The 24,726-nt window shown below is 70.3% G+C and carries 21 protein-coding genes and 6 tRNA genes; 12 read left to right on the top strand and 15 right to left on the bottom strand.

The window, feature by feature from the left end:
* The first annotated feature begins 37 nt into the window (after nt 1-37).
* The 5 genes from ABS735_RS36515 to purM all read left to right on the top strand — a co-directional run bounded on the left by ABS735_RS36515 (nt 38) and on the right by purM (nt 5,767).
* Entirely contained in the window at nt 38-1,273 is a 1,236-nt protein-coding gene (locus ABS735_RS36515; protein ID WP_373904561.1) for a hypothetical protein, read from the top strand.
* A 26-nt stretch (nt 1,274-1,299) separates the two neighbouring features.
* Complete coding sequence (locus tag ABS735_RS36510) at nt 1,300-2,100, top strand: maleylpyruvate isomerase family mycothiol-dependent enzyme (protein WP_373904560.1); 801 nt, start codon at nt 1,300-1,302, stop codon at nt 2,098-2,100.
* A 57-nt stretch (nt 2,101-2,157) separates the two neighbouring features.
* On the top strand, nt 2,158-3,051 hold the full coding sequence (locus ABS735_RS36505; protein WP_373904559.1) for an META domain-containing protein: 894 nt from the start codon (nt 2,158-2,160) through the stop codon (nt 3,049-3,051).
* A gap of 62 nt (nt 3,052-3,113) precedes the next feature.
* Nucleotides 3,114-4,640, top strand: a complete 1,527-nt coding sequence (gene purF / locus ABS735_RS36500) for an amidophosphoribosyltransferase (protein WP_373904558.1) — start codon at nt 3,114-3,116, stop codon at nt 4,638-4,640.
* Nucleotides 4,641-4,699: 59 nt separating this feature from the next.
* Nucleotides 4,700-5,767 carry a phosphoribosylformylglycinamidine cyclo-ligase gene (purM, locus tag ABS735_RS36495; RefSeq protein ID WP_373904557.1) on the top strand — a complete coding sequence of 356 codons (1,068 nt, stop codon included), beginning with the start codon at nt 4,700-4,702 and terminating at the stop codon, nt 5,765-5,767.
* 78 nt (nt 5,768-5,845) lie between these two features.
* Here the strand turns inward: purM and ABS735_RS36490 are convergent, their stop codons facing one another.
* On the bottom strand, nt 5,846-6,100 hold the full coding sequence (locus ABS735_RS36490; protein ID WP_333750058.1) for a DUF3073 domain-containing protein: 255 nt from the start codon (nt 6,098-6,100) through the stop codon (nt 5,846-5,848).
* Nucleotides 6,101-6,421: 321 nt separating this feature from the next.
* A complete protein-coding gene (locus tag ABS735_RS36485) occupies nt 6,422-7,516 on the bottom strand; it encodes a Leu/Phe/Val dehydrogenase (protein ID WP_373904556.1) in 1,095 nt (364 codons plus the stop codon).
* A gap of 229 nt (nt 7,517-7,745) precedes the next feature.
* On the opposite strand from ABS735_RS36485, the gene ABS735_RS36480 reads away from it, so the two are divergent.
* On the top strand, nt 7,746-8,597 hold the full coding sequence (locus ABS735_RS36480) for a DUF8083 family protein (protein WP_373904555.1): 852 nt from the start codon (nt 7,746-7,748) through the stop codon (nt 8,595-8,597).
* A 544-nt stretch (nt 8,598-9,141) separates the two neighbouring features.
* A complete protein-coding gene (gene bldC, locus ABS735_RS36475; protein ID WP_003949541.1) occupies nt 9,142-9,348 on the top strand; it encodes a developmental transcriptional regulator BldC in 207 nt (68 codons plus the stop codon).
* Nucleotides 9,349-9,839: 491 nt separating this feature from the next.
* Here the strand turns inward: bldC and ABS735_RS36470 are convergent, their stop codons facing one another.
* The 9 genes from ABS735_RS36470 to ABS735_RS36430 form a co-directional block, all read right to left on the bottom strand.
* The gene (locus ABS735_RS36470) at nt 9,840-10,034 is read right to left on the bottom strand and encodes a DUF6274 family protein (RefSeq protein WP_373904554.1); all 195 of its coding nucleotides are present in this window, start codon (nt 10,032-10,034) and stop codon (nt 9,840-9,842) included.
* 173 nt (nt 10,035-10,207) lie between these two features.
* Nucleotides 10,208-10,282, bottom strand: a tRNA-Asp gene (locus tag ABS735_RS36465).
* Nucleotides 10,283-10,386: 104 nt separating this feature from the next.
* Nucleotides 10,387-14,346, bottom strand: a complete 3,960-nt coding sequence (gene hrpA / locus ABS735_RS36460; RefSeq protein WP_373904553.1) for an ATP-dependent RNA helicase HrpA — start codon at nt 14,344-14,346, stop codon at nt 10,387-10,389.
* A gap of 151 nt (nt 14,347-14,497) precedes the next feature.
* A tRNA-Phe gene (locus ABS735_RS36455) sits at nt 14,498-14,571 on the bottom strand.
* A gap of 24 nt (nt 14,572-14,595) precedes the next feature.
* A tRNA-Asp gene (locus ABS735_RS36450) sits at nt 14,596-14,670 on the bottom strand.
* A 185-nt stretch (nt 14,671-14,855) separates the two neighbouring features.
* Nucleotides 14,856-16,100, bottom strand: a complete 1,245-nt coding sequence (locus ABS735_RS36445; protein WP_373904552.1) for an ABC transporter permease — start codon at nt 16,098-16,100, stop codon at nt 14,856-14,858.
* Nucleotides 16,097-16,780, bottom strand: a complete 684-nt coding sequence (locus ABS735_RS36440; protein ID WP_373904551.1) for an ABC transporter ATP-binding protein — start codon at nt 16,778-16,780, stop codon at nt 16,097-16,099. The genes ABS735_RS36445 and ABS735_RS36440 overlap by 4 nt, the downstream gene beginning before the upstream one ends.
* Nucleotides 16,777-18,348 (bottom strand): peptidoglycan-binding protein, encoded by a 1,572-nt coding sequence (locus ABS735_RS36435; protein ID WP_373904550.1) that lies wholly within the window; start codon nt 18,346-18,348, stop codon nt 16,777-16,779. The genes ABS735_RS36440 and ABS735_RS36435 overlap by 4 nt, the downstream gene beginning before the upstream one ends.
* A 60-nt stretch (nt 18,349-18,408) precedes the next feature.
* Nucleotides 18,409-18,894 carry a hypothetical protein gene (locus ABS735_RS36430; protein WP_373904549.1) on the bottom strand — a complete coding sequence of 162 codons (486 nt, stop codon included), beginning with the start codon at nt 18,892-18,894 and terminating at the stop codon, nt 18,409-18,411.
* 246 nt (nt 18,895-19,140) lie between these two features.
* Here ABS735_RS36430 and ABS735_RS36425 point away from each other — a divergent pair, with 246 nt between their 5' ends.
* From ABS735_RS36425 to ABS735_RS36415, 3 genes are all read left to right on the top strand, one after another.
* Complete coding sequence (locus tag ABS735_RS36425) at nt 19,141-19,587, top strand: hypothetical protein (RefSeq protein ID WP_373904548.1); 447 nt, start codon at nt 19,141-19,143, stop codon at nt 19,585-19,587.
* Nucleotides 19,588-19,699: 112 nt separating this feature from the next.
* A complete protein-coding gene (locus ABS735_RS36420) occupies nt 19,700-20,701 on the top strand; it encodes a hypothetical protein (RefSeq protein WP_373904547.1) in 1,002 nt (333 codons plus the stop codon).
* 83 nt (nt 20,702-20,784) lie between these two features.
* Nucleotides 20,785-21,117, top strand: a complete 333-nt coding sequence (locus tag ABS735_RS36415) for a helix-turn-helix domain-containing protein (RefSeq protein WP_373904546.1) — start codon at nt 20,785-20,787, stop codon at nt 21,115-21,117.
* A 202-nt stretch (nt 21,118-21,319) separates the two neighbouring features.
* On the opposite strand, the gene ABS735_RS36410 is transcribed toward ABS735_RS36415, so the two are convergent.
* The 4 genes from ABS735_RS36410 to ABS735_RS36395 all read right to left on the bottom strand — a co-directional run bounded on the left by ABS735_RS36410 (nt 21,320) and on the right by ABS735_RS36395 (nt 23,379).
* A tRNA-Phe gene (locus ABS735_RS36410) sits at nt 21,320-21,393 on the bottom strand.
* 27 nt (nt 21,394-21,420) lie between these two features.
* A tRNA-Asp gene (locus ABS735_RS36405) sits at nt 21,421-21,495 on the bottom strand.
* Nucleotides 21,496-21,534: 39 nt separating this feature from the next.
* Nucleotides 21,535-21,607: transfer RNA gene (locus ABS735_RS36400), tRNA-Glu, on the bottom strand.
* Nucleotides 21,608-21,687: 80 nt separating this feature from the next.
* On the bottom strand, nt 21,688-23,379 hold the full coding sequence (locus ABS735_RS36395) for a metallophosphoesterase family protein (RefSeq protein ID WP_373904545.1): 1,692 nt from the start codon (nt 23,377-23,379) through the stop codon (nt 21,688-21,690).
* A 71-nt stretch (nt 23,380-23,450) separates the two neighbouring features.
* Between ABS735_RS36395 and ABS735_RS36390 the strand changes: the two genes are divergently transcribed.
* Both ABS735_RS36390 and ABS735_RS36385 read left to right on the top strand, forming a co-directional pair.
* The gene (locus tag ABS735_RS36390; protein ID WP_373904544.1) at nt 23,451-23,801 is read left to right on the top strand and encodes a metallopeptidase family protein; all 351 of its coding nucleotides are present in this window, start codon (nt 23,451-23,453) and stop codon (nt 23,799-23,801) included.
* A gap of 140 nt (nt 23,802-23,941) precedes the next feature.
* On the top strand, nt 23,942-24,505 hold the full coding sequence (locus ABS735_RS36385; protein WP_373904543.1) for a hypothetical protein: 564 nt from the start codon (nt 23,942-23,944) through the stop codon (nt 24,503-24,505).
* Nucleotides 24,506-24,726: the final 221 nt, after the last annotated feature.

The following is a 24,726-nucleotide window of genomic DNA, read 5'->3' as shown; positions in this document are numbered from 1 at the left end:
GCGACGGGGCCGCCGGGGGACGGGGGACGGGGGAGCGGTGCGGATACCGGACGGCGTGCGCAAGACGGTCAACGTCGTGCTGTGCCTGGCCGCAGTGGTGGCCATCGGCTGGAGCGGCCGGGAGATCTGGGCGGTGTGGAACGGCCACCGGCAGATCGACGCGGCCTGCGGGGGGCTCGTCCCGGCGGGCCGGGTGCTGGCCCTCTCCGAAGCGGGCGGCACCATCACGCACCGCGCTCTCGACGAGGACAGCTTCGACCCGGTCACCGGGATCCCGCACGACTGCGAGATCTTCAGCACGGAGGCGGGTGCACGGCACGGGTCCGGCACCGGCGCCCGTTGGTTCTTCACCGGCGAGATGGGCGTCCTGCCGGCCGACCGGCCCCGGATCGCCGACACTCCGTACGAGAACCTGGTCGACGCGCTCGGCCGGCCGACCTACCCACCGCAGCCCCTGGGCGGCGACGTCGCCGGCAGCGTCACCTCCTCCTCGGTCACCGTGCAGTTGCCGTGCGAGGAAGGGAAGGCCAAGGACACGCCCGTCCGGGCCCTGTGGGCGCGGGCCGCGCTCAAGACGCCCGGCGGCAGCCAGGTCGGCGGCCACGACCGCGACATCCTCGCCGAGACGGCCGTGCTCACCGCCAACAACCTCGCGGACCGGCTCGGCTGCGCCGACCGCCTGCCGGACGCCCCGGACGCCGTGCCCGCCCTGCCCGAGGGGCCCGTCCCGGCCGATCGGGCCGGGGGCACGTGCGCCTGGTACGGGAAGACCGGCCTCGCCGACCGGTCGCCGTACCCGGACCAGGTCGTCGAGAGCCGTACGGACGACCGGGTGTGGGACGAGCGCTGCGGCCTCGTGCTCGGCGCCGGCCGCGCACGCGGCGTGTACCTCACCGAGGGTGACGAGCATCGCCGGCTCAGCAGCCCGGACGTCCCGGGCCAGTGGTTCGTCTCCCTCCACACCTACTCCGGCCCACTCGCCGAGAACATCCGCCTCACCGGTACCGACGACGACGAGTCCCCGGAACCGGCGACCCCCGGGAAGGCGGGCCGCAGCACCGAGGAGCCGATCTGGTGGGCCTCCTCCGTCTGCGACGGCCGCCCCCAGGTCCACACCATGACCCTCGGCGGCTTCGGCTACGCCAGGCTGGTGGCCTCCCGGACGGAGGACGTCTTCCGCGCCTACGTGGAGGACGTGACCACCCGCCGCCACTGCACGGACGTCGTCCTTCCCGGCCACTCCACGTTCCGCGCCGACTGGGGCACCTCCTAGGGAACGGACTGGCTAGGCTCACCGCCATGCCGCCCGCCACCAGGAAACGCCCCCGCGCCTACGACCCCACCCGCACCCGCGCCGCCGTCCTCGGCCAGTTCGGCACCGTACGGGCGGCCGTCCGCACCCTCACCCCCGAGCAGCTCGGCCTGCCCACCCGGCTCGGGGACTGGACCGTGCGGGAGCTGGTCGCGCACGTCGGGATGGCGCTGACGGCCGTGGACCGGTTGCTGGACGAGCCCGAGCCGGCGCGGCAGGACGGGCGGCTGCTGGACTGGCCGTTCGCGATCGGCGCCGACGCGGACGCCATCGCCGGCACCGCCCGCCGACTCGCCGCCGAGCACCCCGACCTGGACACCCACCTCACCGAGGTCGAGCGGCGCTTCACCGAGCGACTCGACACCCACCCCGGCAGCAGGCTGCTCCCCACCAGCGCGGGCGCCCTGCCGCTGGCCGACTACGTCGTCACCCGCGCCGTCGAGCTGGTCGTGCACACCGACGACCTGAACGCCGCCGTCCCCGGCCTCGACGTCCCGTACGACCGGCAGGCGCTGGCCGCCGCGACCCGGCTGCTGGCCGACGCCCTCGCCGTGAAGGCGCCCGGCGGCTCGACGGAGGTGCGGATCCCGCCGTACGCGGTCGTGCAGTGTGTGGAGGGGCCCCGGCACACCCGGGGCACCCCGCCGAACGTCGTCGAGACCGACCCGCTGACCTGGATCCGGCTGGCCACCGGACGGCTGGCCTGGAAGGACGCCCTGGCCGGGGCGAAGGTGAGCGCGAGCGGGGAGCGGGCCGACCTCGCGGCGCTGCTGCCGCTGCTGAGCTGAGGGGAAGCCGGAGGAACGGAACGGGAACCGGATCTTCCCCGCCTCCGTCGAATCGGCATGTACAGGCAGAGCAGCCAGAAGACGCAGAGCAGGCAGAACACGCAGAGCAGGCAGAACACGCAGAGCAGGCAGAAGCCGCAGAGCAGGCAGAAGCCGCACCGCGGCGCGACCCTGACCGTGGCGGCCGTCGCCGCGCTCGTCCCGTTCGCCGCGGCCTGCGGCAGCGAGAAGGCGGCCGACGACTCCGGCAGCGGTTCCGTGGGCGCGGGCGGACAGCGCATCACCGGCGTGCGGTGGAGCATCGACAGCGTCACCGTCGACGGCACCACCCACCGGGCGCCGGACGCGGCACACGTACGGATCGACGACGGCGGAGAGGCCGCGGGCAGCACCGGCTGCAACAGCTTCAGCGCCCGCGCCGACGTCGAGGGCGACGGCGAACGCGTCCGGCTCAGCGACGCCATGTTCACCGAGAAGGCCTGCGCCGAGACCCCCGCCGACTTCGAGAAGTCCCTCGGCCGCGCTCTCACCACCGGCTCGCTCACCTCGAAGAACGAGGGCGAGCGGCTCACCCTCACCACCGCCGACGGCGACACCGTCCGGCTCAGCAGGTCCGAGGACGCGTCCCTCTACGGCACGCAGTGGACCGTGGACGCCCCGGGGCAGAAGGGCGACAAGGGCCGCGCCCACCTCACCTTCGACCGGGACGCGAAGACCGTCTCCGGACGCCTGCCGTGCAACCGCGTCAACGCCGGGGCCACCGTCAGCGACGGGCGTATCACCCTCGGCGTCCCGTCCACCACCCGAATGATGTGCGAAGGCTCACTCATGGATGCCGAGAAGCGGCTGCTGGGCTTCTTCGACGGCAAGGTCACCTACCGGATCGATCACAAGACCCTCACGCTGACCAGCGAAGACGGCACCACGGTCCGGGCCGTCGCCGAGCAGTGATCCACTGCTGACCCCCTGTCCCCAATTCGGACCAGTGGTCGACCTCGCCTACACTCGGTGGCGTGCCACGTGGTGACGGTCGACTCAATCACGATCTGCTTCCCGGCGAGAAGGGCCCCCAGGACGCTTGCGGCGTCTTCGGTGTCTGGGCTCCGGGCGAAGAGGTCGCAAAGCTCACGTACTTCGGGCTGTACGCCCTCCAGCATCGGGGCCAGGAATCCGCGGGAATCGCGGTCAGCAACGGCTCCCAGATCCTCGTCTTCAAGGACATGGGCCTGGTGTCCCAGGTCTTCGACGAGACCTCGCTCGGTTCGCTCCAGGGTCACATCGCGGTCGGTCACGCCCGCTACTCGACCACCGGTGCCTCCGTGTGGGAGAACGCCCAGCCGACGTTCCGTGCCACCGCGCAGGGCTCCATCGCGCTCGGGCACAACGGCAACCTCGTCAACACCGCCCAGCTCGCCGAGCTGGTCGCCGACCTGCCCAAGCAGGAGGGCCGCTCCACGCGGGTCGCGGCGACCAACGACACGGACCTGATCACCGCGCTGCTCGCGGGCCAGGTCGACGACGACGGCAAGCCGCTGACCGTCGAGGAGGCGGCCGGCAAGGTGCTGCCCCAGGTGCGCGGCGCCTTCTCCCTCGTCTTCATGGACGAGCACACCCTCTACGCCGCCCGTGACCCGCAGGGCATCCGCCCGCTGGTGCTGGGCCGGCTGGAGCGCGGCTGGGTGGTCGCGTCCGAGTCCGCCGCCCTCGACATCTGCGGCGCCAGCTTCGTCCGGGAGATCGAGCCGGGCGAGTTCGTCGCCATCGACGAGAACGGCCTGCGAACGTCGCGATTCGCGGAAGCGAAGCCCAAGGGCTGTGTCTTCGAGTACGTGTACCTGGCCCGCCCGGACACCGACATCGCCGGCCGCAACGTCTACCTCTCGCGTGTCGAGATGGGTCGCAGGCTGGCGAAGGAGGCCCCCGCGGAGGCCGACCTCGTCATAGCGACCCCGGAATCCGGCACCCCCGCCGCGATCGGATACGCCGAGGCTTCGGGCATCCCCTTCGGCAACGGCCTGGTGAAGAACGCCTACGTCGGCCGGACCTTCATCCAGCCTTCACAGACCATCCGCCAGCTCGGCATCCGCCTGAAGCTGAACCCCCTGAAGGAAGTCATCAAGGGCAAGCGGCTGGTCGTCGTCGACGACTCCATCGTCCGCGGCAACACCCAGCGGGCCCTGGTCCGCATGCTCCGTGAGGCCGGCGCCGCCGAGATCCACATCCGGATCTCGTCCCCGCCCGTGAAGTGGCCCTGCTTCTTCGGCATCGACTTCGCCACCCGCGCCGAGCTCATCGCCAACGGCATGAGCGTCGAGGAGATCGGCACCTCGATGGGCGCCGACTCCCTGGCGTACATCTCCATCGACGGCATGATCGAGGCGACCACCATCGCCAAGCCGAACCTGTGCCGCGCCTGCTTCGACGGCGAGTACCCGATGGAGCTCCCCGACCCCGAGCTGCTCGGCAAGCAGCTCCTGGAGACCGAGCTGGCCGCCGGGCCCGCCGGTACGGCCGCCGCCGACGCCATCCGTCGCCCGTAGCCGTCCGTTCCCCCGGCTTCCTGGCCTCCCTGCCGTACGACACGAAGGTTCTCATCGTCATGCCTGACACAACTGGTGCCAGCTACGCAGCCGCCGGCGTCGACATCGAGGCGGGCGACCGCGCCGTCGAGCTCATGAAGGAATGGGTCAAGAAGACGCGGCGCCCCGAGGTCCTCGGCGGCCTCGGCGGCTTCGCCGGTCTCTTCGACGCCTCCGCCCTCAAGAACTACGAGCGCCCCCTGCTCGCCTCCGCCACCGACGGCGTCGGCACCAAGGTCGACATCGCCCGGCAGCTCGGCGTCTACGACACCATCGGCCACGACCTGGTCGCGATGGTCATGGACGACATCGTGGTGTGCGGCGCCGAGCCGCTGTTCATGACCGACTACATCTGCGTCGGCAAGGTCCATCCCGAGCGTGTCGCCGCGATCGTCAAGGGCATCGCCGAAGGCTGTGTGCTGGCGGGATGCTCCCTGGTGGGCGGCGAGACGGCCGAACACCCCGGCCTGCTGGGTCCGGACGACTTCGACGTCGCCGGCGCCGGTACGGGCGTCGTGGAGGCCGACCGGCTGCTCGGCCCGGATCGCATCCGTACGGGTGACGCGGTGATCGCCATGGCGTCCTCCGGGCTTCACTCGAACGGGTACTCGCTGGTCCGCCACGTCCTGCTGAACGAGGGCGGCCTGGCGCTCGACGCCCACCTGGACGGGCTCGGCCGCACCCTCGGCGAGGAGCTGCTGGAGCCGACCAAGATCTACTCCCTGGACTGCCTGGCCCTCATGCGCACCGCCGAGGTCCACGCCTTCAGCCACGTCACCGGCGGCGGGCTCGCCGCCAACCTGGCCCGCGTGATCCCCGACGGACTGCACGCCGTGGTCGACCGGTCCACCTGGACCCCGGGCGCGATCTTCGACCTCGTCGGCCGGACCGGCCGGGTCGAGCGCCTGGAGCTGGAGAAGACCCTGAACATGGGCGTGGGCATGATCGCGATCGTGCCCGAGGAATCGACGGACGTGGCCCTGACCGCCCTCGCCGACCGCGGCGTGGACGCCTGGGTGGCCGGCGAGATCACCGACCGTGGCGAGCACGCGACGGGCGCCGAGCTCGTGGGCGACTACGCCGCCTGAGGCGCCGCAGGTGCCACGGGTAGCACAGAACCCGGTCGGTGACAGAAGTCACCGACCGGGAAGGTGTTCAGTGCAAGGTCAAGCGCCGCGTCGCTGTTGGCTCGGGGACTGGCCGTCCTCGTCCTCGTCGTCGTCCTCATAGAGGTCGGCGTAACGTGCGTACACGTCGTCGTCCTGCTCATCGTCCTCGAATTGCTCGCCATTCGGCGGTTGTGCATTCGATGGCGATGCGCCCAGCTCCTCGGCCAGGCGGGAGAGATCAGTCCCACCGCTGTTGTACTTCAGCTGGCGGGCGACCTTCGTCTGCTTGGCCTTGGCCCGGCCGCGCCCCATGGCTCGACCCCCTCAACGACGGGGCTCGACGGCCCCAGAGTCTTGACACGCGTTCATGGTCCGGAACGGGCTCTCCGTGGAGAGACCGGTCCGTAGGGCTTCCACGGTACCTGAGCCCACGCCCATACGGTACGTCGCCCGCAGCACGTGGTCCTGCCCAGGACCGTCGAGGCGCCCCGTCCTCGCTGGTCAACCGCGATTTTAACCACCTTTCGGCGGCCGACCCGCCGGGATGAGTGAGAGTTCTCTCCAACTGCCCCCCGACGGGTACCCGTCAAACCTGCGAGGACCCTGCCGGGCCACCGCGCCAGGACGGTCGGATCACCGCCGGGTGCGGGCCTCCGCCATCCGCTGCTCGGCGATCCGGTCGGCCGCGGCGGCCGGCGGAATACCGTCCTCCTTCGCACGTGCGAATATGGCCAGCGTGGTGTCGTAGATCTTCGAGGCCTTCGCCTTGCACCGGTCGAAGTCGAACCCGTGCAGCTCGTCGGCGACCTGGATGACACCTCCGGCGTTCACCACGTAGTCCGGGGCGTAGAGGATCCCGCGGTCGGCGAGGTCCTTCTCGACGCCCGGGTGGGCGAGCTGGTTGTTGGCCGCGCCGCACACCACCTTGGCGGTCAGCACCGGCACGGTGTCGTCGTTCAGCGCGCCGCCGAGCGCGCAGGGCGCGTAGATGTCCAGGTTCTCCACCCGGATCAGCGCGTCGGTGTCGGCGACGGCGACCACCGACGGGTGCCGCTCGGTGAGGGCCCGCACGACGTCCTTGCGCACGTCGGTCACGACCACGTGCGCGCCCTCCGCGAGCAGGTGCTCGACCAGGTGGTGGCCGACCTTGCCGACGCCCGCGATGCCGACGGTGCGGTCGCGCAGCGTCGGGTCGCCCCACAGGTGCTGGGCGGCGGCCCGCATGCCCTGGTAGACGCCGAAGGAGGTGAGGACGGAGGAGTCGCCCGCGCCGCCGTTCTCGGGGGAGCGCCCGGTGGTCCAGCGGCACTCGCGGGCCACGACGTCCATGTCGGCGACGTACGTGCCGACGTCGCAGGCGGTGACGTAGCGGCCGCCGAGCGAGGCGACGAACCGGCCGTAGGCGAGGAGCAGTTCCTCGCTCTTGATCTGCTCCGGATCACCGATGATCACGGCCTTGCCGCCGCCGTGGTCGAGACCGGCCATGGCGTTCTTGTACGACATCCCGCGCGCGAGGTTCAGCGCGTCGGCGACGGCCTCCGCCTCGCTCGCGTACGGGTAGAAGCGGGTACCGCCGAGCGCGGGGCCCAGGTCGGTGGAGTGGATGGCGATGACGGCCTTGAGACCGCTGGCACGGTCCTGGCAGAGCACGACTTGCTCATGACCCCCCTGATCCGAGTGGAACAGGGTGTGCAGTACATCAGCAGGTGCGCCGGTTACGTCGGTCACGGTGGTGACTCCTGTGTAGTTGCGGCGATGGGCGGCAGGCCCCGTGCGGGTGGCGGGGACTGTGGCACGAGATTAGAGCCTGGCGGTGCCCACCCGCCGCACAGTGCTCAGGATCACCTCCGCACGGAGTACGGGCGTGCGACGATTTGCAGAGATTCCCGCGCGTTTGTGATCCGTTTCCACGGGTTTCCGCAGGTTTTCGCGTCGGTGCGCGGGGGAGGGAGCAGGCGTGCCCAAGGTGTCCTCGGTGATCGTCCCCTACGCGGCGTACCTGCGCGTGTACGAGCCGCTGGCGGCCTTCCCCGACGAGGAACGCGCCCACTGGACCCGCTACGCCCGCCGCCCCGACCGGCCCTCCTACCAGGACGAGCTCCGCCGTTCCCTGGCCGACCTGCTGCCCACCCCGCCCGTGGCGGTGCCGGTGCACGAGAGCGCGGACGCCTTCGTGACGGAGGTGGACGGTGTGGTCTGCGTCTGCCCCTGGCGGACCCGGCTGCGCGGCTGGCAGGCCCTGGGCGAGCTGGCCGAGGACTTCCCGGAACCGGTCCTGGACGCCCTGATCCCGCCGGTCGTGCGCCGCCAGAGCGCGCAGGACTACGAGCGCTGGCTGGAGCGCAACCCGGACGCCCGGCCCTGGATCCGCACGGCGACCTGGCAGGTGCCGATCAACTGGTTCGTGCTGGTCTCCGACGCGGAGCGGGAGTACGACGAGGGCGGCGACGGCGAGGGGGCGGCCGCGCCGGTGCTGCGCTACCGGACGCCGATGGTGCAGGCCCGTCGGCGGGTGGCCCGGGGGCTTCGGGCCCTGCGGGAGGCCGTGGACGAGGGACCGCTCATCGACGGACTGGTGGACGTGGGGCGCTGGCTGGAGGAGTTCCACCCGCGTTCCCTGGTCGAGTTGGACTACGGCGGGCTGGTGCACGCCCTGCCGGCGGGCGAGTTGGAGGCGGACCACTCCGCGGCGGACGTGGCCGAGGGGATCGAGGCGCTGCGCCACGGCGACGGGGCCACCGCGGGGGCGGCATACGGGCGGCTGGTGGAGCGCTGGCGGTCGGTCCGGGACCGGCGGTCCGCGAACTGACGTTTGACGTACCGCCCGATGTGGGGTTTCGTCTTCCGCTCCGACACGCGTTCGGTGTGGGCTGACCTCTTGCCGACAAAGGACGTAGGTCCCGATCCGGGCGTATGCGTCAAGCGTGACGGACCGCACGTACATCACTCTTGCGCCGCTTCCCCCTCCTCATGCCAAAATAGGACAAGGAGCCCGGGGAGGGATCCTTCCGTCCTGCTGTGGTGCACTGTGGGTGGAATCTCCGCATTGCACGCTTTGGGGGGTCTGATGACAGGTCTGGTGACCCCTGATCGTCCTGTGACTGATCGTCACAGAGGCGTGACTGTCCGCTATGGCATGGTCCATCGGCTTCCGTCGCTGATGAACACCTGGGAGGGCAATTCCATCGGTTTGGCCGACGCGGCTGGACAGATGGTGTAGTTGTAGTGCCGAGGACAAGCCGTTCGTCCTATAACCGACTCGACTCGCGTCCGCCATTTCGGGCAACGCGGGTCAAGGTGCAGAATTTAGAGGAATGAACCGAGAAGGTTCGGTTCTCCCGAGGAGGCCGCTCATGACCGCTCGCACCCCTGATGCCGAGCCGCTGCTGACCCCGGCTGAGGTCGCCACCATGTTCCGCGTCGACCCGAAGACGGTCACGCGCTGGGCGAAGGCCGGCAAGCTCACGTCGATCCGCACGCTCGGCGGGCATCGCCGCTACCGCGAAGCCGAGGTCCGCGCACTGCTCGCGGGCATTCCGCAGCAGCGCAGCGAGGCCTGAACAACTGAATAACCGGGCAGAACGGCAGGTCCCCCAACTTGTCGAGGCGCCTGGAACCACAGCTCTGAGCGACGCCGTCCCTGCCCCAACAGAGGTGCGTCGTTGATCGCGCTGGACTCCGCCGGGTCCAGCGCGATTTTTTTGTGCCCACGCCCGCGTCCGGTGCCGAGTCCCCGGTCTCGTGTCCGCTCTCGTGTCCGGTCCTGTGTCCGGTCCTGTGTCAGGTGGCGGGCCGGCGGACCGTTCTGTGAGCGGGCTTGTCGGAGTCTGGGGAGGGCTGTCGGATCGGCTGTGCGGGCACTGCGGAAGGCGGTGCAATTGCACATATTAAATTGACCAGTTGTAGGACAGCCGTAAGTGCCACGGTTTCCAAAACTCATGCGGTGACACCCGTCACACGGCGCGGTGGTTGTTGCGTCCGCCGCCGGTGCGCTAATGGAGGCGTGGCCTCCAGAACGTCTGCGTGGCAAGGCTGTTGGGGTCCACGGGGTTCACGCCGTGGACGCGCTCCCACCCTCGACGCCCTCTTGACGGCCTGTCGGAGACTGTGGCGCCGACGAGTCCAGCGCCAGCCGCAACAACCGGTGGCAGATCGGACAGTGGCGCGTCACGTGACCGAACGACGACGCGGCCGACAGATGCGCGCGGAGCAGGGCCCGCGTCTCGTGCCTGACCGATGCCGCCATACGCCACCTCCAGAGGGCCACACAGGGGTTGGGCCCTGTCTTTGGAGTACCGAGCGAATGTGACGCCGTCAAGGCCGTGAGGGGGGCACTGAGGGCTTCTGGGGGCCGTGGGGCGAGACAGGCCGGCAGGCACGAGAAGAGGCCCGCACCGAACGGTGCGGGCCTCTCGACTGCGGTCCTGACGGGATTTGAACCCGCGGCCTCCACCTTGACAGGGTGGCGAGCACTCCAAACTGCTCCACAGGACCAGGTTTCGCTGCGCTTCTTCTGCGTTGCGCTGCGAGAAGAGACTGTACAGGAGGGTGGGCCGCCGGTCGAACTCACCCTCCGTACGGGCTCCGTCACGGCCCTGTCAGGGCGCGAGCGCGTCGATCGCCTTCACGATCCGCTTGTCGGAGACGGGGTACGCCGTGCCCAGCGCGTGCGCGAAATAGCTGACGCGGAGCTCCTCGATCATCCAGCGGACGTCCAGGACCTGCTGCGGCACCGGCCGGCCCTGCGGCATCTGCTCGAGCAGCCACGCGTACTCGTCCCGCATCTCGTGGACCTTCTCCATGCGGGAGGTGTCCCGCTGGACTCCGGTCGGCATCTGTTGCAGCCGGCGGTCCGCCGCGACCAGGTAGCGCATCAGGTCCGGCAGCCGCTTGATCCCCGCCTCGGTGACGAAGCCGGGCTTCACCAGCGCGTCCAGCTGCGTCCGGACGTCCTGGAGGTTCGCCAGCAGCGCGGGGCTGCGCACGGTCTTGAGGCGGCGCTCACACGCCTGCCAGGCCGCCAGCACCTGCTGCACCTGGCCCACCGTACGGACGGTCGTGTCGACGATCTCCGCGCGGACCTTGTCGTAGAGCTTCCGGTACGACTCCTCGTCCCACGCCGGGCCGCCGAAGTCCGCGATCAGCTTGTCCGCCGCCGCCATGGCGCAGTCGTCGAACAGCGCCTGGATCGAACCGTGCGGATTCGCGGACAGGCCCAGCTTCTGCTGGTTGGTCAGCTTTTCGGAAGCGAACTTCGCGGGATTGACCGGGATGTTGCGCAGGATCAGCCGGCGCGTGCCCTTCCACATCGCCTGCGCCTGCTCGGCCTCGGTGTCGAAGAGGCGGACGGAGACGGTGTTCGCCTTCGGCCCGTCGTCCACCAGCGCCGGGTACGCCTTCACCGGCTGGCCGGCCCGGCGGGTCTCGAAGACCCGGGTCAGCGTGCCGATCGTCCAGTCCGTCAGCCCGGAGCGTTCCAGCGACTCGCCGCCGCTGCGCTCCGCGGTGGCCGCCGCGGCCTGTGAGAGGGCCTTGCGCGCCTTCGGGCGCAGCCGGAGCTTCAGAGCCTCCAGGTCCTTGTCCTCGGCCAGCTTGCGGCGGCGCTCGTCGACGATCCTGAAAGTGATCTTCAGGTGGTCGGGGACCTTCGCCCAGTCGAAGTCCTCGGCGTCGAACGGCACCCCCACCATGCGCTTCAGCTCCCGCGCCATGGTCACCGTCAGCGGCTCCTGAAGGGGAACGGCACAGTCCAGGAAGGCCTGGGCGTAGTTCGGCGCGGGTACGTAGTTGCGGCGGACCGGCTTGGGCAGGGAGCGGATCAACTCGGTGACGACCTGCTCGCGCAGGCCCGGGATCTGCCAGTCGAAGCCCTCGTCCGTGACCTGGTTGAGCACCTGGAGCGGCACGTGGACGGTGACGCCGTCGGCGTCCGCGCCCGGCTCGAACTGGTACGTCACCCGGAACTTCAGCGGGCCCTGACGCCACGAGTCCGGGTAGTCGTCCTTGGTGACCGCCCCGGCCTTCTCGTTGATGAGCATCTCGCGCTCGAAGTCGAGGAAGTCGGGCTGCTCGTGCCGCTTGTGCTTCCACCACGAGTCGAAGTGCGCGCCGGAGACGACGTGTTCGGGCACCCGCTGGTCGTAGAAGTCGTACAGCGTCTCGTCGTCGACCAGGATGTCCCGGCGCCGGGCCCGGTGCTCCAGCTCCTCGACCTCTGTCAGGAGCTTGCGGTTGTCGGCGAAGAACTTGTGGTGCGTGCGCCAGTCGCCCTCCACCAGGGCGTTGCGGATGAACAGCTCGCGGCTGACCTCGGGATCGATCCGCCCGTAGTTCACCTTGCGCTGCGCCACGATCGGTACGCCGTACAGCGTGACCTTCTCGTACGCCATCACGGCCGCCTGGTCCTTCTCCCAGTGCGGTTCGCTGTAGGTGCGCTTGAGGAGGTGCCCGGCGAGCGGCTCCACCCACTCGGGCTCGATCTTCGCGTTGACGCGGGCCCAGAGACGGGAGGTCTCCACCAGCTCCGCCGACATCACGAAACGCGGCGGCTTCTTGAAGAGCGCCGAGCCCGGGAAGATCGCGAACTTGGCGTTGCGCGCGCCCAGGTACTCGTTCTTCGCCCCCTCCTTGACGTCCTTCATGCCGACGTGGGAGAGCAGGCCGGCCAGCAGCGACACGTGCACCCGGTCGTCGGGTGCGGCGTGCTCCTCGTCGTTGAGCTGGATGCCCATCTGCTTGGCGACCGTGCGCAGCTGCGTGTAGATGTCCTGCCACTCGCGGATGCGCAGGAAGTTGAGGTACTCCTGCTTGCACATCCGGCGGAAGGACGACGAGCCGCGCTCCTTCTGCTGCTCGCGCACATAGCGCCAGAGGTTCAGGAACGCGAGGAAGTCGCTGGTCTCGTCCTTGAACCGGGCGTGCTGCTGGTCGGCCTGGGCCTGCTTCTCCGCCGGGCGCTCCCGAGGGTCCTGGATGGACAGCGCCGCCGCTATGACCATGACCTCGCGGACACAGCCGTTCTTGTCCGCCTCCAGCACCATCCGGGCCAGCCGCGGGTCGACGGGCAGCTGGGCGAGCTTGCGGCCGGTGTCGGTCAGCCGCTTGCGTACGTCCTTCTGCGCCGGGTCGAGTGCGCCCAGCTCCTGGAGCAGCTGCACACCGTCGCGGATGTTGCGGTGGTCCGGGGGATCGATGAAGGGGAACTTCTCGATGTCACCGAGGCCGGCCGCGGTCATCTGCAGGATGACGGAGGCGAGGTTCGTACGGAGGATCTCCGCGTCCGTGAACTCCGGGCGGGCGTCGAAGTCGTCCTCGGAGTACAGCCGGATGCAGATGCCGTCACTGGTCCGTCCGCAGCGGCCCTTGCGCTGGTTGGCGCTGGCCTGCGAGATCGGCTCGATCGGCAGCCGCTGGACCTTGGTGCGGTGACTGTAGCGGGAGATGCGGGCGAAGCCGGGGTCGATGACGTACTTGATCCCGGGGACGGTCAGGGAGGTCTCGGCGACGTTGGTGGCGAGCACGATCCGGCGCCCGGTGTGCTGCTGGAACACCCGGTGCTGCTCGGCGTGCGACAGCCGCGCGTACAGCGGCAGTACTTCGGTGAATCTGTACTTCTTCTTCTCCAGCGCGTCCGCCGTGTCCCGGATCTCCCGTTCACCGGAGAGGAAGACGAGGATGTCGCCCTTCCCCTCGCCCATCAGCTCCTCGACGGCATCGGTGATCGCGGTGATCTGGTCCCGGTCGGCGTCGTCGCCGTCCTCCTCCAGCAGCGGCCGGTACCGCACCTCCACGGGATACGTCCGCCCGCTGACCTCGATGATCGGCGCGTCGCCGAAGTGCCGGGAGAAGCGCTCGGGGTCGATGGTCGCGGAGGTGATGACGACCTTGAGGTCGGGGCGCTTCGGCAGCAGCTGGGCGAGGTAGCCCAGCAGGAAGTCGATGTTGAGGGACCGCTCGTGGGCCTCGTCGATAATGATCGTGTCGTAGGCGCGCAGCTCGCGGTCGGTCTGGATCTCGGCGAGCAGGATGCCGTCCGTCATCAGCTTGATGAAGGTGGACTCCGGATTCACCTGATCGGTGAACCGCACCTTCCAGCCGACGGTCTCCCCGAGCGGGGTGTCCAGCTCGTCCGCGACCCGCTCGGCGACGGTGCGCGCGGCGATCCGGCGGGGCTGGGTGTGCCCGATCATGCCGCGGACGCCGCGGCCCAGCTCGACGCAGATCTTCGGGATCTGGGTGGTCTTCCCGGACCCGGTCTCACCGGCGACGATCACGACCTGGTGATCACGGATGGCCGCCGCGATCTCGTCCTTCTTCTGGCTGACCGGGAGCTGCTCGGGGTAGCTGACGGCCGGCATCCGCGCCCGGCGTGCACCGATGCGCTGCTCGGCCTTGGCCACCTCCGTCTCGATCTCGGCGAGAACGGCGGCGCGGGCCTCCGGCTTACGGATCTTCCGCGCGCCCTCGAGCCTGCGGCCGAGGCGGTGCGCGTCGCGCAGCGACAGCTCGGTCAGCCGGGGGGCGAGGGTGCCGAGGGCGGGGGCAGGGTGCGTAGACATACGGGTTCCAGGATCTCATCCCCGGGAAAATCCTGGCGAACGCTTTTGCCGCCGCCGCCACCACCACCGCCGCCTCCGCGGATGCGCGTGCGGGCCAGCATGCTCGTCCGCATACAACAAGACCCCGATCCGGAGATCGGGGCCTTTGCTGTGGCTGGGGCCGGGGTCGAACCGGCGACCTATCGCTTTTCAGGCGATCGCTCGTACCAACTGAGCTACCCAGCCGAGAGGTTTCACGTGAAACCTCAGCGGTCCTGACGGGATTTGAACCCGCGGCCTCCACCTTGACAGGGTGGCGAGCACTCCAAACTGCTCCACAGGACCAAGCTTCGTACGACAGTGTCGCACATGTACTGCGTCCCCCCCCAACGGGATTCGAACCCGAAATCTTTGCCTTCCTGGCCTGCGGAAACGCCGGGAAAACCGGACAAAGGAAGCCGCGCCCCTGACGGGTAGAACCTTCAGGGGCGCGGTCGGCATTCCGGGTGGGGTCCGCAGGTCTTCACCGGTCAGCGCCGAAGGGCCTCCACCGGCTGGATGCGCGAGGCCCGCCAGGCCGGATAGAGGCCGGCCAGCACGCCGGTGACCAGCCCGATCAGCGGGGCGGCGGCGACGGTCGCGGGGTGCACGACCGGCGTCCAGTCCCGGGCCAGGGCGACGGCGACCACCGTCACGGTGCCCAGGCTGGTGCCCACCAGGCCGCCAAGGGCGCCGAGGGCTCCGGACTCGGCCAGGAACTGGGCGGTGATGTGCCGGGCGCGGGCGCCCAAGGCGCGGCGCAGCCCGATCTCGCCGGTCCGCTCCAGCACCGCGACCAGGGTGGTGTTGGCGATGCCGACCGCGCCGATGACCAGGCAGATCCCGGCCAGCAGCAAAAAGAGCTGACTCAGGTCGGAGCCCACGGTCGAGCGCAGGGTCTTGGGGTCCGGGGGCGGGACAGCCTTGAAGTACTCGGGGTGGTCGGGGCGCAGCGCGGTGGCCGCTTCGGTGGCGACCTGCTGGGCGGCACCCAGGTCGGTGGCGATCAGCATGCCCGACTCGGTGGGGCCGGGGGCGCCCCAGATCTGCTCGGCGGTGGTGCGCGGGACGACGACGGAAAGCAGCAGGTCGGCCTTGCGCTCCACATCGTCGACGATACCGACGACGGTGAACGACTCTTCGCCGATGAACAGCGCGGGATGGGTCTCCAGGGTGGTGATGCCCAGCCGGCTCGCGGTTCCTGCGCCGATCACGGCGACCCGGCCGGCCTGGGCCATCCGCTCGTCGTACAGCCGCCCCTCGGCCAGGGTCGGCACGGCGGCCTTCAGGACGCCGGGTGAGGCTGCGACAACATCGATCCGCTCGCCTCCGGCATTGTCGCCGATGGGCGCGGAGCGGACGCTGCCCGCCCGGTCGTCTCGTACGGTCCAGTAGACTCCCGCGGCCTTGACCCCGTTCACCTTGCGCATCCGGGCGTCGGCGTCCGCGGGGAAGGCGGGCCCGGTGAGCTGGTCGGGGTCGTCCACCGTCTCCTCGATCGTCACCTCGGTGGCGGTCAGCGCATTGAACCGGGCGTCGATCTGGGACGAGGTGGTCGCGGTCAGCCCGAGGATCGCCACGAACGTGCCGACGCCGAGCACCGTGCCGAGCGCGGTCAGCGCGGAGCGGGCGGGCCGCTGCAGCATCCCGGCCGTGGCCTCGGCGAGCAGGTCGCGGGGGGTGAAGGCGGAGGGTATGACGCCGACGGCGGCGCGTCGCCGGATGCGCAGCTTCACACGGCCACCCGCTGCTCACGCAGGACACCGTCGCGGATGGCTACGGTGCGGGCACCACGGGCGGCCACCTCCGGATCGTGCGTGATCAGCAAGATGGTCATCCCATCGGCGTGCAGTTCGTCCAGCAGCCCCAGGACCGCCCCGGCGTTGGCGGTGTCGAGGTTGCCGGTGGGCTCGTCGCACAGCAGCAGGGAGGGGCCGGCGGCCAGCGCCCGGGCGATGGCGACGCGTTGGCGCTCACCGCCCGAGAGCCGGGTGGGCAGCGAGTCGATGCGGTGGCCGAGGCCCACGCGGACCAGGGCGTCGCGGGCGCGCGGGGCCCGCTCGGCGCGGGGTACGCCGTTGTAGACCATGGCCAGGATGACGTTCTCCAACGCCGAGCGGTGCGGCAGCAGGTGAAAGGCCTGGAAGACGAAGCCGATGCGACGACCGCGCAGCGCGGTTCGATCGGCGTCACACAGCGCGCCGGTGTCGTAGCCGTCGAGGAGGTACGTGCCATGGGTGGGGGCGTCCAGCAGCCCGGCTATGTTGAGGAAGGTGGACTTGCCCGACCCCGAAGGCCCGACGACGGTGACGAAATCCCCCGGCTCGACGAGCAGTTCACATGGCCTGAGGGCAGGCACGGGCGGCGGCCCCGGGTAGGTGAGGCCGACCTGGCGGAACTCGATGACCGGCGTCACTGCCCCGCCGCCCCCTTCTTCACACCCACGATGACCTGCTCGCCCTTGGCCAGCCGGGCAGCCCGCACCGGCTCCACGGCGACGAAGCCGTCGCCCGCGGTGCCCGTGCGCACCTCCACCCGACGCCGCTCGTTGTCCGGCTGGAGCACCGTGACCGTGGTCCGGCCGTCGGCGCCCGCGGTGAGCGCGGTGATCGGCACGACCAGCGCCTTGCCGTCGGTACGGGCCGCTTCGATGGTCAGCCGCACATCCTGCCCGGCCAACCGGGCATCCAACGCCTTGTCCGGATCGACCCGCAGCAGATAACCGCTCTGTCCCGGCGCTGCCGCCGCCCCGCCGCCCGGCTCGCCCTCGGCGCCGCCACCCCCGCTGCCGCTGTCCGGCGCAGTCAGCGAATCGGCCAGCGAACCCACCTTGGCCTGTGCCTCGATGCCGGTCAGCTCCGAGTAGATCTGCACCCGCTGCCCCTTGCGCACCAGGCCCTTCTGGTGCTCCTGCAGATAGGCCTGTACCGCGAGCTTCCCGCCGGACACCGTCAGCATCGTCCCGTCCACGGGTGCACCCACGTGTCCCGGCACCGCGTCCACCCGGGCGGGAAAGCCCTGCAGGAAGACCACTTCGCCGGCCGGCAGCCGAGGACCCGACGCGGCCTGCGCGGCAGCCAGCTCGTCCCGCGCCTCATCCAGGTCGTCCTGCGCGTACTGCACCGCATGCGCCGACCCCTTGCCCTCGGGCTCCTTGGCCTCCTCGGCCTCCTCGGCCTCCTCGGCCTCCTTGGCCTCCTCGGCCTCCTCGGCCTCCTCGGCCTCCTCGGCCTCCTCGGCCTCCTCGGCCTCCTCGGCCTCCTCGGCCTCCTCGGCCTCCTCCAGCGCCCGCTCCGCCGCCGTCACCGCATGCTCGGCCGACTTCAGCCCTTTCCCGTCGTCGTCCACAGCCGGCAGCGGGTCGTAACCTATGGCGGCGTAGAAGGCGTTGAGGGCGGCCTTGGTCCCTGCTCCGAAGGTCCCGGCGGTATCACCGCCCGTGCCGTGTCCCAGGGCCCGCAGCGCCTCCTGCAGCTGCTTCACATCGTCGCCTTCCGCGCCGGGCTTGAGATCGCGGTAGACGGGTATCCGCCCGGGCAGGGCGAACACCGGCCGCCCCGAGACCTCGAGCAGGACCTGCCCGGCCTTCAGCCGATCGCCCTGCTTGACCGGCAACTTGGTCACGACGGGTGCGGCACCGTCCTCCCCGCCGGCCACCTGCGGCGCCACATCCACACTCTGCCCGGCGACGACCTGCCCGCGCACGATCACCGACGACGTCAACACCCGGTATTCCACCGTGGACGTCAGCACCGACCGCTCCGGCGGCCGCGCCTCCGCCGCCGCCTGCGAAGGCGACTTGATCAGCGTGGCGGCCACCACCCCGGCCCCCGCGAGCAGCACCGCCCCACCCGCGACGGCGGCGATCCAGCGGCGCCTGCGCGCAAGCCCGCCGGCCGGACCTCCGCCTGCGGCGGTGGTCTCCCCGACCTCCTGCGTCGTCTTTACAACGGGTTCGTCCCCAGCATCCGGTCGTGCGGTCACTTCGTCACATTTCCTCGTCGCACCCTGCAGACCTGCCTCACCGTGTCCTGCCGGGGTCGGTCAGCCGCCAACGACGGCGTCGTCGTCCGGGCCAGGGCTGCACTTCTTCAGGGCCGCTTTGAGGGCGTCGTTGTCGCTGTTCTCGGCCCTGTCGTACGTGGTGAAGCCCTCGGCCTTCATGCACGCGACGAAGGCCGGGTCCGCCTTCGCCGGTCCGCCGTCGTCCTCGGAGGTGTCCGGCGCCGGCAGGAGAGCCGCACACTTGCTCTCGGCCTTGGTCAGCACCGCCCCGTCCCCGCCGGCCTTGACCACGCGGAGTTCACCGTCGGGGGTGGTCTCGATCTTGGCCCCGTTCTTCTCCAGGCACCCGTAGTAGTCACGCTCCGCGTCGCTCGCCGCCGAGGGCTCCGCACTCGCCGCGGGCCCCGTGCTGGAATCGCTCCCACCGCCCGCGTTGTCCTCCTCGGCACCGCCGCATCCGGCCAGGACGGCGGCAGCGAGCAGTGCTGCGCACAGGGATTGCGTGACGCGGGTGGCGGCGGGCATGAGTAACTCCGTTTTGCTGAAGGGAGGGGGGTGGCGGCGTAGCCGCTCCGCGGCACGTCACGCCCAGCCGTTCCCCGGGATCGTCCGCCGCAGGACGCGTCCAACCGCGACTGACCCCACCACGTGGCCAGAGCCGCCGTCTACTGGCCCCAGGGACAGTAGACGTCGCTTGGCTGTCGATCTGTAATGACTCGGCATGTATCGAACAACTGCACGCACAACACCTCTGTAGTAAGGGAGTTCCCGTTGACCCACCTCACCCGCCGCGTAGCCACAGTCGCGCTGGCCGTCTCCGCCCTCGGCGGCTTCGGTCTGGCCACCGCCGGCACAGCGTCAGCAGCTCAGGTCGCCTACGACGGCTATCTGGACGCTCAGGAGATCGGCTTCTTCTACAACTCGAACAACGCCGGCTGCGTCTTCGACCTCTACAACAAGGACCTCAACTTCAACAACGACTATTTCAAGGCCTACCCGACCTCCGCCTCGTGCAACGGCAAGGGTCAGGTCGTCGGCAACAACACGGCCTCCTACTGGAACCGCAGTTCGGACGAATGGTGGGTCCACACCGGCCCCAACGCCGGAGGCACGTACGAGGGCTCGATCCCGGCCTATTACATCGGCAACGCGAGCGCCAACTTCAAGAACAACATCGAGTCGGCCTGCTGGGTGGTCCCGAACTGCGAAAACTACTGATCGCGCCGGGCGGCACCCGCCCGAGCTCTCTCAGCCCGCTGTCCCACCTGCCGTTATCAGGTGGGACAGCGGTTCCCCACGCTACCCGCACGACGACCGCGAGGATCCCCGCATGGCTCTCCCAGGCCGATTCCTGGCCGCCACCTGTCTGGTGAGCGTTGCCGCCCTGACCCTCAGCGGCTGCGCAGGCAAGGAGACCGCAGCCGACGCAGCGGGAAAGGAGCCGGCCATCGGCAGCGTCGAGAAAATGAGCAGCACCGAAGGCCTGGAATTCCCCATCGAGGCATACGAGGCCACTCCCGATCAGCAGTTGCAGCTGAAAAAGGCCCAGAACCGCCTGATCGAGCAGTGCATGAAGCGCTTCGGCTTCGATTACGCCGTCCCCGCCCCGACACCTCCCAGCGGGGACGACTCGAACTCACGGATCTTCGGGCTGGCCAACGCGCAGGACGCCGCCCAGTTCGGCTACGCGAGCCCTGGCCGGTCAGCCGACCCGGCACCCGTCAAGAGACAGTCGCAGACCGCTCTCAGCAGAACCGGCCAGACGGTGCTCAACGGGGTGGACCCCGTTGCCGAGGCTGAGGCGAAGGCAAAGGGCAAGGCAGCTGCCCCCACCGACCAACCCATGTCGCAGGCCGAGGCGGAGAAGGCGCCGGGCACCGGCGTCATGGTCAACGGCAAGGAAGTGCCCGTCGGCGGCTGCGGTCGCGAGTCGGCTCTGAAGCTGTACTCCCCGACTCCGGGTTCCCTCGACATCCTCTACGTCTTCAATCTGGGCGGCGAGGCCGAGTCCAGGGCGCTGGAGGACTCCCGGGTGAGGAAGGTCACGACCAAGTGGTCGCAGTGCATGGCTGATTCGGGCTTCACCACCTCCAGTCCCGACAACGTCCAGTCGGACCTGGGCCTGGAAGGGGGCAAGCTCTCCAGCCCCGAGGCCATCACGATCGCCAAAGCGGACGTCGCCTGCAAGACGAAGGTCAACTACATCGGCATCCGCTACGCCGTGCAGACCGCGTACGAGAAGTCTCTGGTGGAAGAGCACGCCGAGACCCTCGCCCTGTTCAAGCAACAGACCCAAGACCGTCTCCGCCTCGCAGCTCAACTCAACGGCTGACCAGACGAGTTACTATCAGTCAAGTCAGGATTGCGCGGGCGCCGACCAGCCGTGCGGGTATTGAACCCCGGGGGGGGGGATTCATGCGTTCTGTTGACCAGGTGGTTGGGGACTGTTTGCTGGACGGGGTGGGTGGTACCGCGGCAGCCGCGGACTTACTCCTGTGCGCGCTCGCCCTCGATCCCCCTCTCACCGAGTCCGAGGAGAAGGTCCTCGACCTGCTGCGGGGTGGGCCGACCAATGCGGAGATCGCCACCCACCTGGGTATCACGCCCCGTACCGTTAAGTTCCATGTGTCAAACCTCCGGGTGAAGCACGGCGGGCTCTCCCGGCTCCAGCTCTGTCTGCTGGCCACGTTGCGCCGACTGGCCCCTGTGGCGGCCGGGACCGCCGTGGGACCAACCGGTCAGAATTGAGCAACGGGGTCCGCAGCACTGGTTCTGTGCGGGAGCTGATGGGGGCGCGCGGTCAGGAATCACGGCAGCTCGGTGCGGACACGTCAGCACCGTTCCGGCACGCCCAGCCCCCTTGAGGAGCCGCACTTCTACAGGCGGGAAGGGACATTTACGGCACAACGAAAACGCCCCGGACGGCATGTCCGGGGCGCATTCGACGCAGTGGCTGGGGCCGGGATCGAACCGGCGACCTATCGCTTTTCAGGCGATCGCTCGTACCAACTGAGCTACCCAGCCACGCAGTTCACCGAAGTGATCTGCAAGCGGTCCTGACGGGATTTGAACCCGCGGCCTCCACCTTGACAGGGTGGCGAGCACTCCAAACTGCTCCACAGGACCAAGATCTGTGCACAAGCGAAGACTGCACAGGGTGGTGCGTGCCCCCAACGGGATTCGAACCCGTGCTACCGCCTTGAAAGGGCGGCGTCCTAGGCCGCTAGACGATGAGGGCTATCGGCCCGCCTGGGCGCTTCGCAGCGCGTCGGGGACGAGAGAAGCATATGGGATGGCGGGAGGTATCGCCAAAACGGTTTACGGAGTGCCGGGGGCGGGGCTGCTCGGGGTGGACGGAGAGGGGCCGGTGGCGGAAGGGGAAGAGCCGGTAACAGAGGGCGACGGGCTGGTGGGGGAGGGCGACGGGGTCGCGCCCGGCTGGTTCTCCTTCGGCAGGTGGCGGCTGACCTCGGCCGTCGTCAGGCCCAGGCCGCCCAGCTCGATCTCGTCCCACGCCTGGAGGCGCCGGGAGTCCCGGTCGAAGTAGAGGATCGACGCCTGGATCGGGTCGGGGTACTTGCCCTCGACCGCGCGCAGGCCGCTGCCGCCCGTGGAGCCCTCGACGCGCAGCCGGGTGCCGTACTTCATGACCTCCATGTCCTCGTGGTGGACGTGCCCGGCGAGCACCAGCGGAACGTCGCCGTCGACCTCTCGGGCGGCCGACGGCTCGTGGGCGATGGCCACGTCCACCGGGGTGCCGGCCGCGCTCTGGTCGCGCAGGGCGGAGGCGAGGCGGGCCCCGGCCAGCTCCTGGGAGGCATCGGCGCCGTCCGCCTTGGAGCGGTCGGGGGTGTACTGCGGGTCGCCCATCCCGGCGAAGCGCAGGCCCGCGACGGTCCGGGCGTGGCCGTCGTCCAGGACGTGCACGTTCTTCAGGTGCTTCAGGTACTCCTGGGTGCCACGGGAGTCGTGGTTGCCCCGGACCCAGACGTAGGGGGCGCCGAGGTCCTCGACGGGGTCCAGGAAGCCGTTCTCCGCGGCCGTGCCGTGATCCATCGTGTCGCCGGAGTCGACGATCACGTTCACCTTGTACTGCTCCACCAGCGAGGCGATGATCTTCCAGCTCGCCGGGTTCAGGTGGATGTCCGACACGTGCAGGACGCGGATCGTGGTCGGGTCGGGCTGGTACGCGGGGAGCGTCGAGGTGACGTCGTAGAGCTTGGTCACGTTGGTCACCAGGCGGGCCAGTTCCTTCTGGTAGACGTCGAACTCGGTCACGATGCTGCGCGCGTTGCCGACGAGGGAGGGCGCGGAGGAGAGCAGACCGGAGAACTTGGGCTCCAGGACGGAGTCGGGGTTCCAGGTGGCGTACGCGGTGCCCCCGGAGGCGACCAGGAGGGTGAGGGCGAGTCCCCCCGCGGCGAGGGCGCGCCGGGGGCGGCGGTAGACGGCGAGGCCGAGGGCGGTGGCCCCGGTGACGACGGCGACGCAGGAGCGGACGGCGAGGTCGAGGGTGCCGTGTTCGACGTCCTGGGCGACCTCGTCCTGGAGGCCGGAGAGGCGTTCGGGGTGGTCGACGAGGGCCTGGGCGCGGGCGGGGTCGAGCTGGTCGACGTTGACGTCGAGGCGGACCGGGGCGACGTGGCTGTCGAGCTGGAGGGCGCCCAGCGGCGAGACGTTGATCTTCGTGCCGCCGGCGAGCGACGGACGCAGGGTCATCGTCGTGTCCATGGGCCCGACCGGGGCCCGGACGTTGCCGACGACCAGCAGCCCCAGCCAGGCGCCGAGCAGGACGACGGCGACGAGGCCGGCGGCGCGGGCCCAGGGGCGGGGGCGGGCGGCGAGTTCCGGGGTCGCGGACGTGCGGCGATCGCGGTGGTGGCGGCGATCGCGGTGGTGGCGACGATCGCGCCGGTCGCGGTAGCGGCGGGTGAGGGCGCGCGGGGCATTGCGGATGGGGTTCATCACCTCGGCCAGGGCGTGCAGGGCTGCGGCGGGGACGCGGACCATTGGTCCCGTATGCCCAGGGCCCGTCGCGGATATGCGGGTCGTACTCCACGGTCGTACCCGACAATGGGCCTGTGCTGGAGATGACGCGCGAGGAGTTCGAGGAACTGGTCGCCGAGGCCCTGGACCGGATCCCGCCGGAGCTGACGCGGCTGATGGACAACGTCGCGGTGTTCGTCGAGGACGAACCGCCGACGGACGATCCCGAGCTGCTCGGGCTGTACGAGGGGACGCCGCTGACGGAACGCGGGGAGTGGTACGCGGGCGTGCTGCCGGACCGGATCATCATTTACCGGGGGCCGACCCTGCGGTACTGCGAGACGCGTGAAGACGTGGTGGCCGAGACCGAGGTGACGGTCGTTCACGAGATCGCCCACCACTTCGGGATCGACGACGCGCGGCTGCACTCCCTCGGGTACGGGTGAGGCGCGCTCGGATGCGGGCGGGGCCCGTCCTCGGGTACGGGTGACGCGCCCGGGTCAAGTCCGCCTCGCCGGGCGCGTGTCCTCTTGTGGGTGACGGGAGTTGGGCACGGCGACTCCTTGACCCCCGGAGGTGGCCGCCCGTGCGCCCCTTGTACGTACCCGTCCGTCTGGCCGCCACGGCCATGGCCGTCGCCGCTGCCGCCGGCTGCATGAGCGTCGGCGACGACGAGCCCGGCGGGGGCGTCAGGCCGTCGCACTCCGCCGGGGAGCGGGGCGGCGAGGTGCCGGAGGGCGGCCCCGCGGTCTCCGGTGGGAACGCCGGGTACGACGCGGCGGCCGCCGACGGGAAGGACGGCCGGGGGAAGAAGGCCAAGGGCAAGGGCGAGGACAAGGCGGAGGGCGACGGCGAGGGGAAGGGCGGCGAGAGCGGCGAGGGGAAGGGCGCGTCCGCCTCGGCGCCCCCGGCCGCACGCCCGACCGGGGCCCGGCCGCCGAACGGCGGGAACCACGACCCCGAGCCCACCCGGACGCCCCCGGCGGAGCCCACCCGGCCGGCCGAGCCGGAACCGACGCCCCCCGAGGAGCCGCCCGCCTCCCCGACGCCGGAGCCGACGGTGGCCGAGCCGTCCTCGTCGGCGCACGAGCCGCCGGGGACCCAGCTCGAGCAACGGGAGCCGGCACCGGCGGCCGGGGCACCGGCGTAGGCCGGGCGGGCGGGACTCCTGGCGCAGGGACGGTCGTGGCGGGGCGGTGGGACTCCGGCGCAGGACGGCCCGGCGGGCCCGTGTCGGTGTCGGCCGGGGGTGGGCCGGGCGACGACGGGCCGCTGAGCTGGGCATGTGCTGCCGGTTTGCCTTCGGGGGTGGGGGGTGCGTATGGTGGTAGATCGTTTGATCCCATTTGCCCGGCGCCACCGCAGAGCGCG

The organism is Streptomyces sp. MMCC 100 (assembly GCF_041538145.2).
GTDB lineage: Bacteria > Actinomycetota > Actinomycetes > Streptomycetales > Streptomycetaceae > Streptomyces.
Note: the sequence above shows the minus strand (reverse complement) of the source record. Positions and strands in the feature narration are given on the sequence as shown.

What these genes read in the sequence shown, in the direction of transcription:
- ABS735_RS36510 (WP_373904560.1), top strand. Translation starts at nt 1,300, where the DNA reads ATGCCGCCCGCCACCAGGAAACGCCCCCGCGCCTACGACCCCACCCGC.
- ABS735_RS36505 (WP_373904559.1), top strand. Translation starts at nt 2,158, where the DNA reads ATGTACAGGCAGAGCAGCCAGAAGACGCAGAGCAGGCAGAACACGCAG.
- purM (WP_373904557.1), top strand. Translation starts at nt 4,700, where the DNA reads ATGCCTGACACAACTGGTGCCAGCTACGCAGCCGCCGGCGTCGACATC.
- ABS735_RS36490 (WP_333750058.1), bottom strand. Translation starts at nt 6,100, where the DNA reads ATGGGGCGCGGCCGGGCCAAGGCCAAGCAGACGAAGGTCGCCCGCCAG.
- bldC (WP_003949541.1), top strand. Translation starts at nt 9,142, where the DNA reads ATGACCGCTCGCACCCCTGATGCCGAGCCGCTGCTGACCCCGGCTGAG.
- ABS735_RS36470 (WP_373904554.1), bottom strand. Translation starts at nt 10,034, where the DNA reads ATGGCGGCATCGGTCAGGCACGAGACGCGGGCCCTGCTCCGCGCGCAT.
- hrpA (WP_373904553.1), bottom strand. Translation starts at nt 14,346, where the DNA reads ATGTCTACGCACCCTGCCCCCGCCCTCGGCACCCTCGCCCCCCGGCTG.
- ABS735_RS36430 (WP_373904549.1), bottom strand. Translation starts at nt 18,894, where the DNA reads ATGCCCGCCGCCACCCGCGTCACGCAATCCCTGTGCGCAGCACTGCTC.
- ABS735_RS36420 (WP_373904547.1), top strand. Translation starts at nt 19,700, where the DNA reads ATGGCTCTCCCAGGCCGATTCCTGGCCGCCACCTGTCTGGTGAGCGTT.
- ABS735_RS36415 (WP_373904546.1), top strand. Translation starts at nt 20,785, where the DNA reads ATGCGTTCTGTTGACCAGGTGGTTGGGGACTGTTTGCTGGACGGGGTG.
- ABS735_RS36395 (WP_373904545.1), bottom strand. Translation starts at nt 23,379, where the DNA reads ATGGTCCGCGTCCCCGCCGCAGCCCTGCACGCCCTGGCCGAGGTGATG.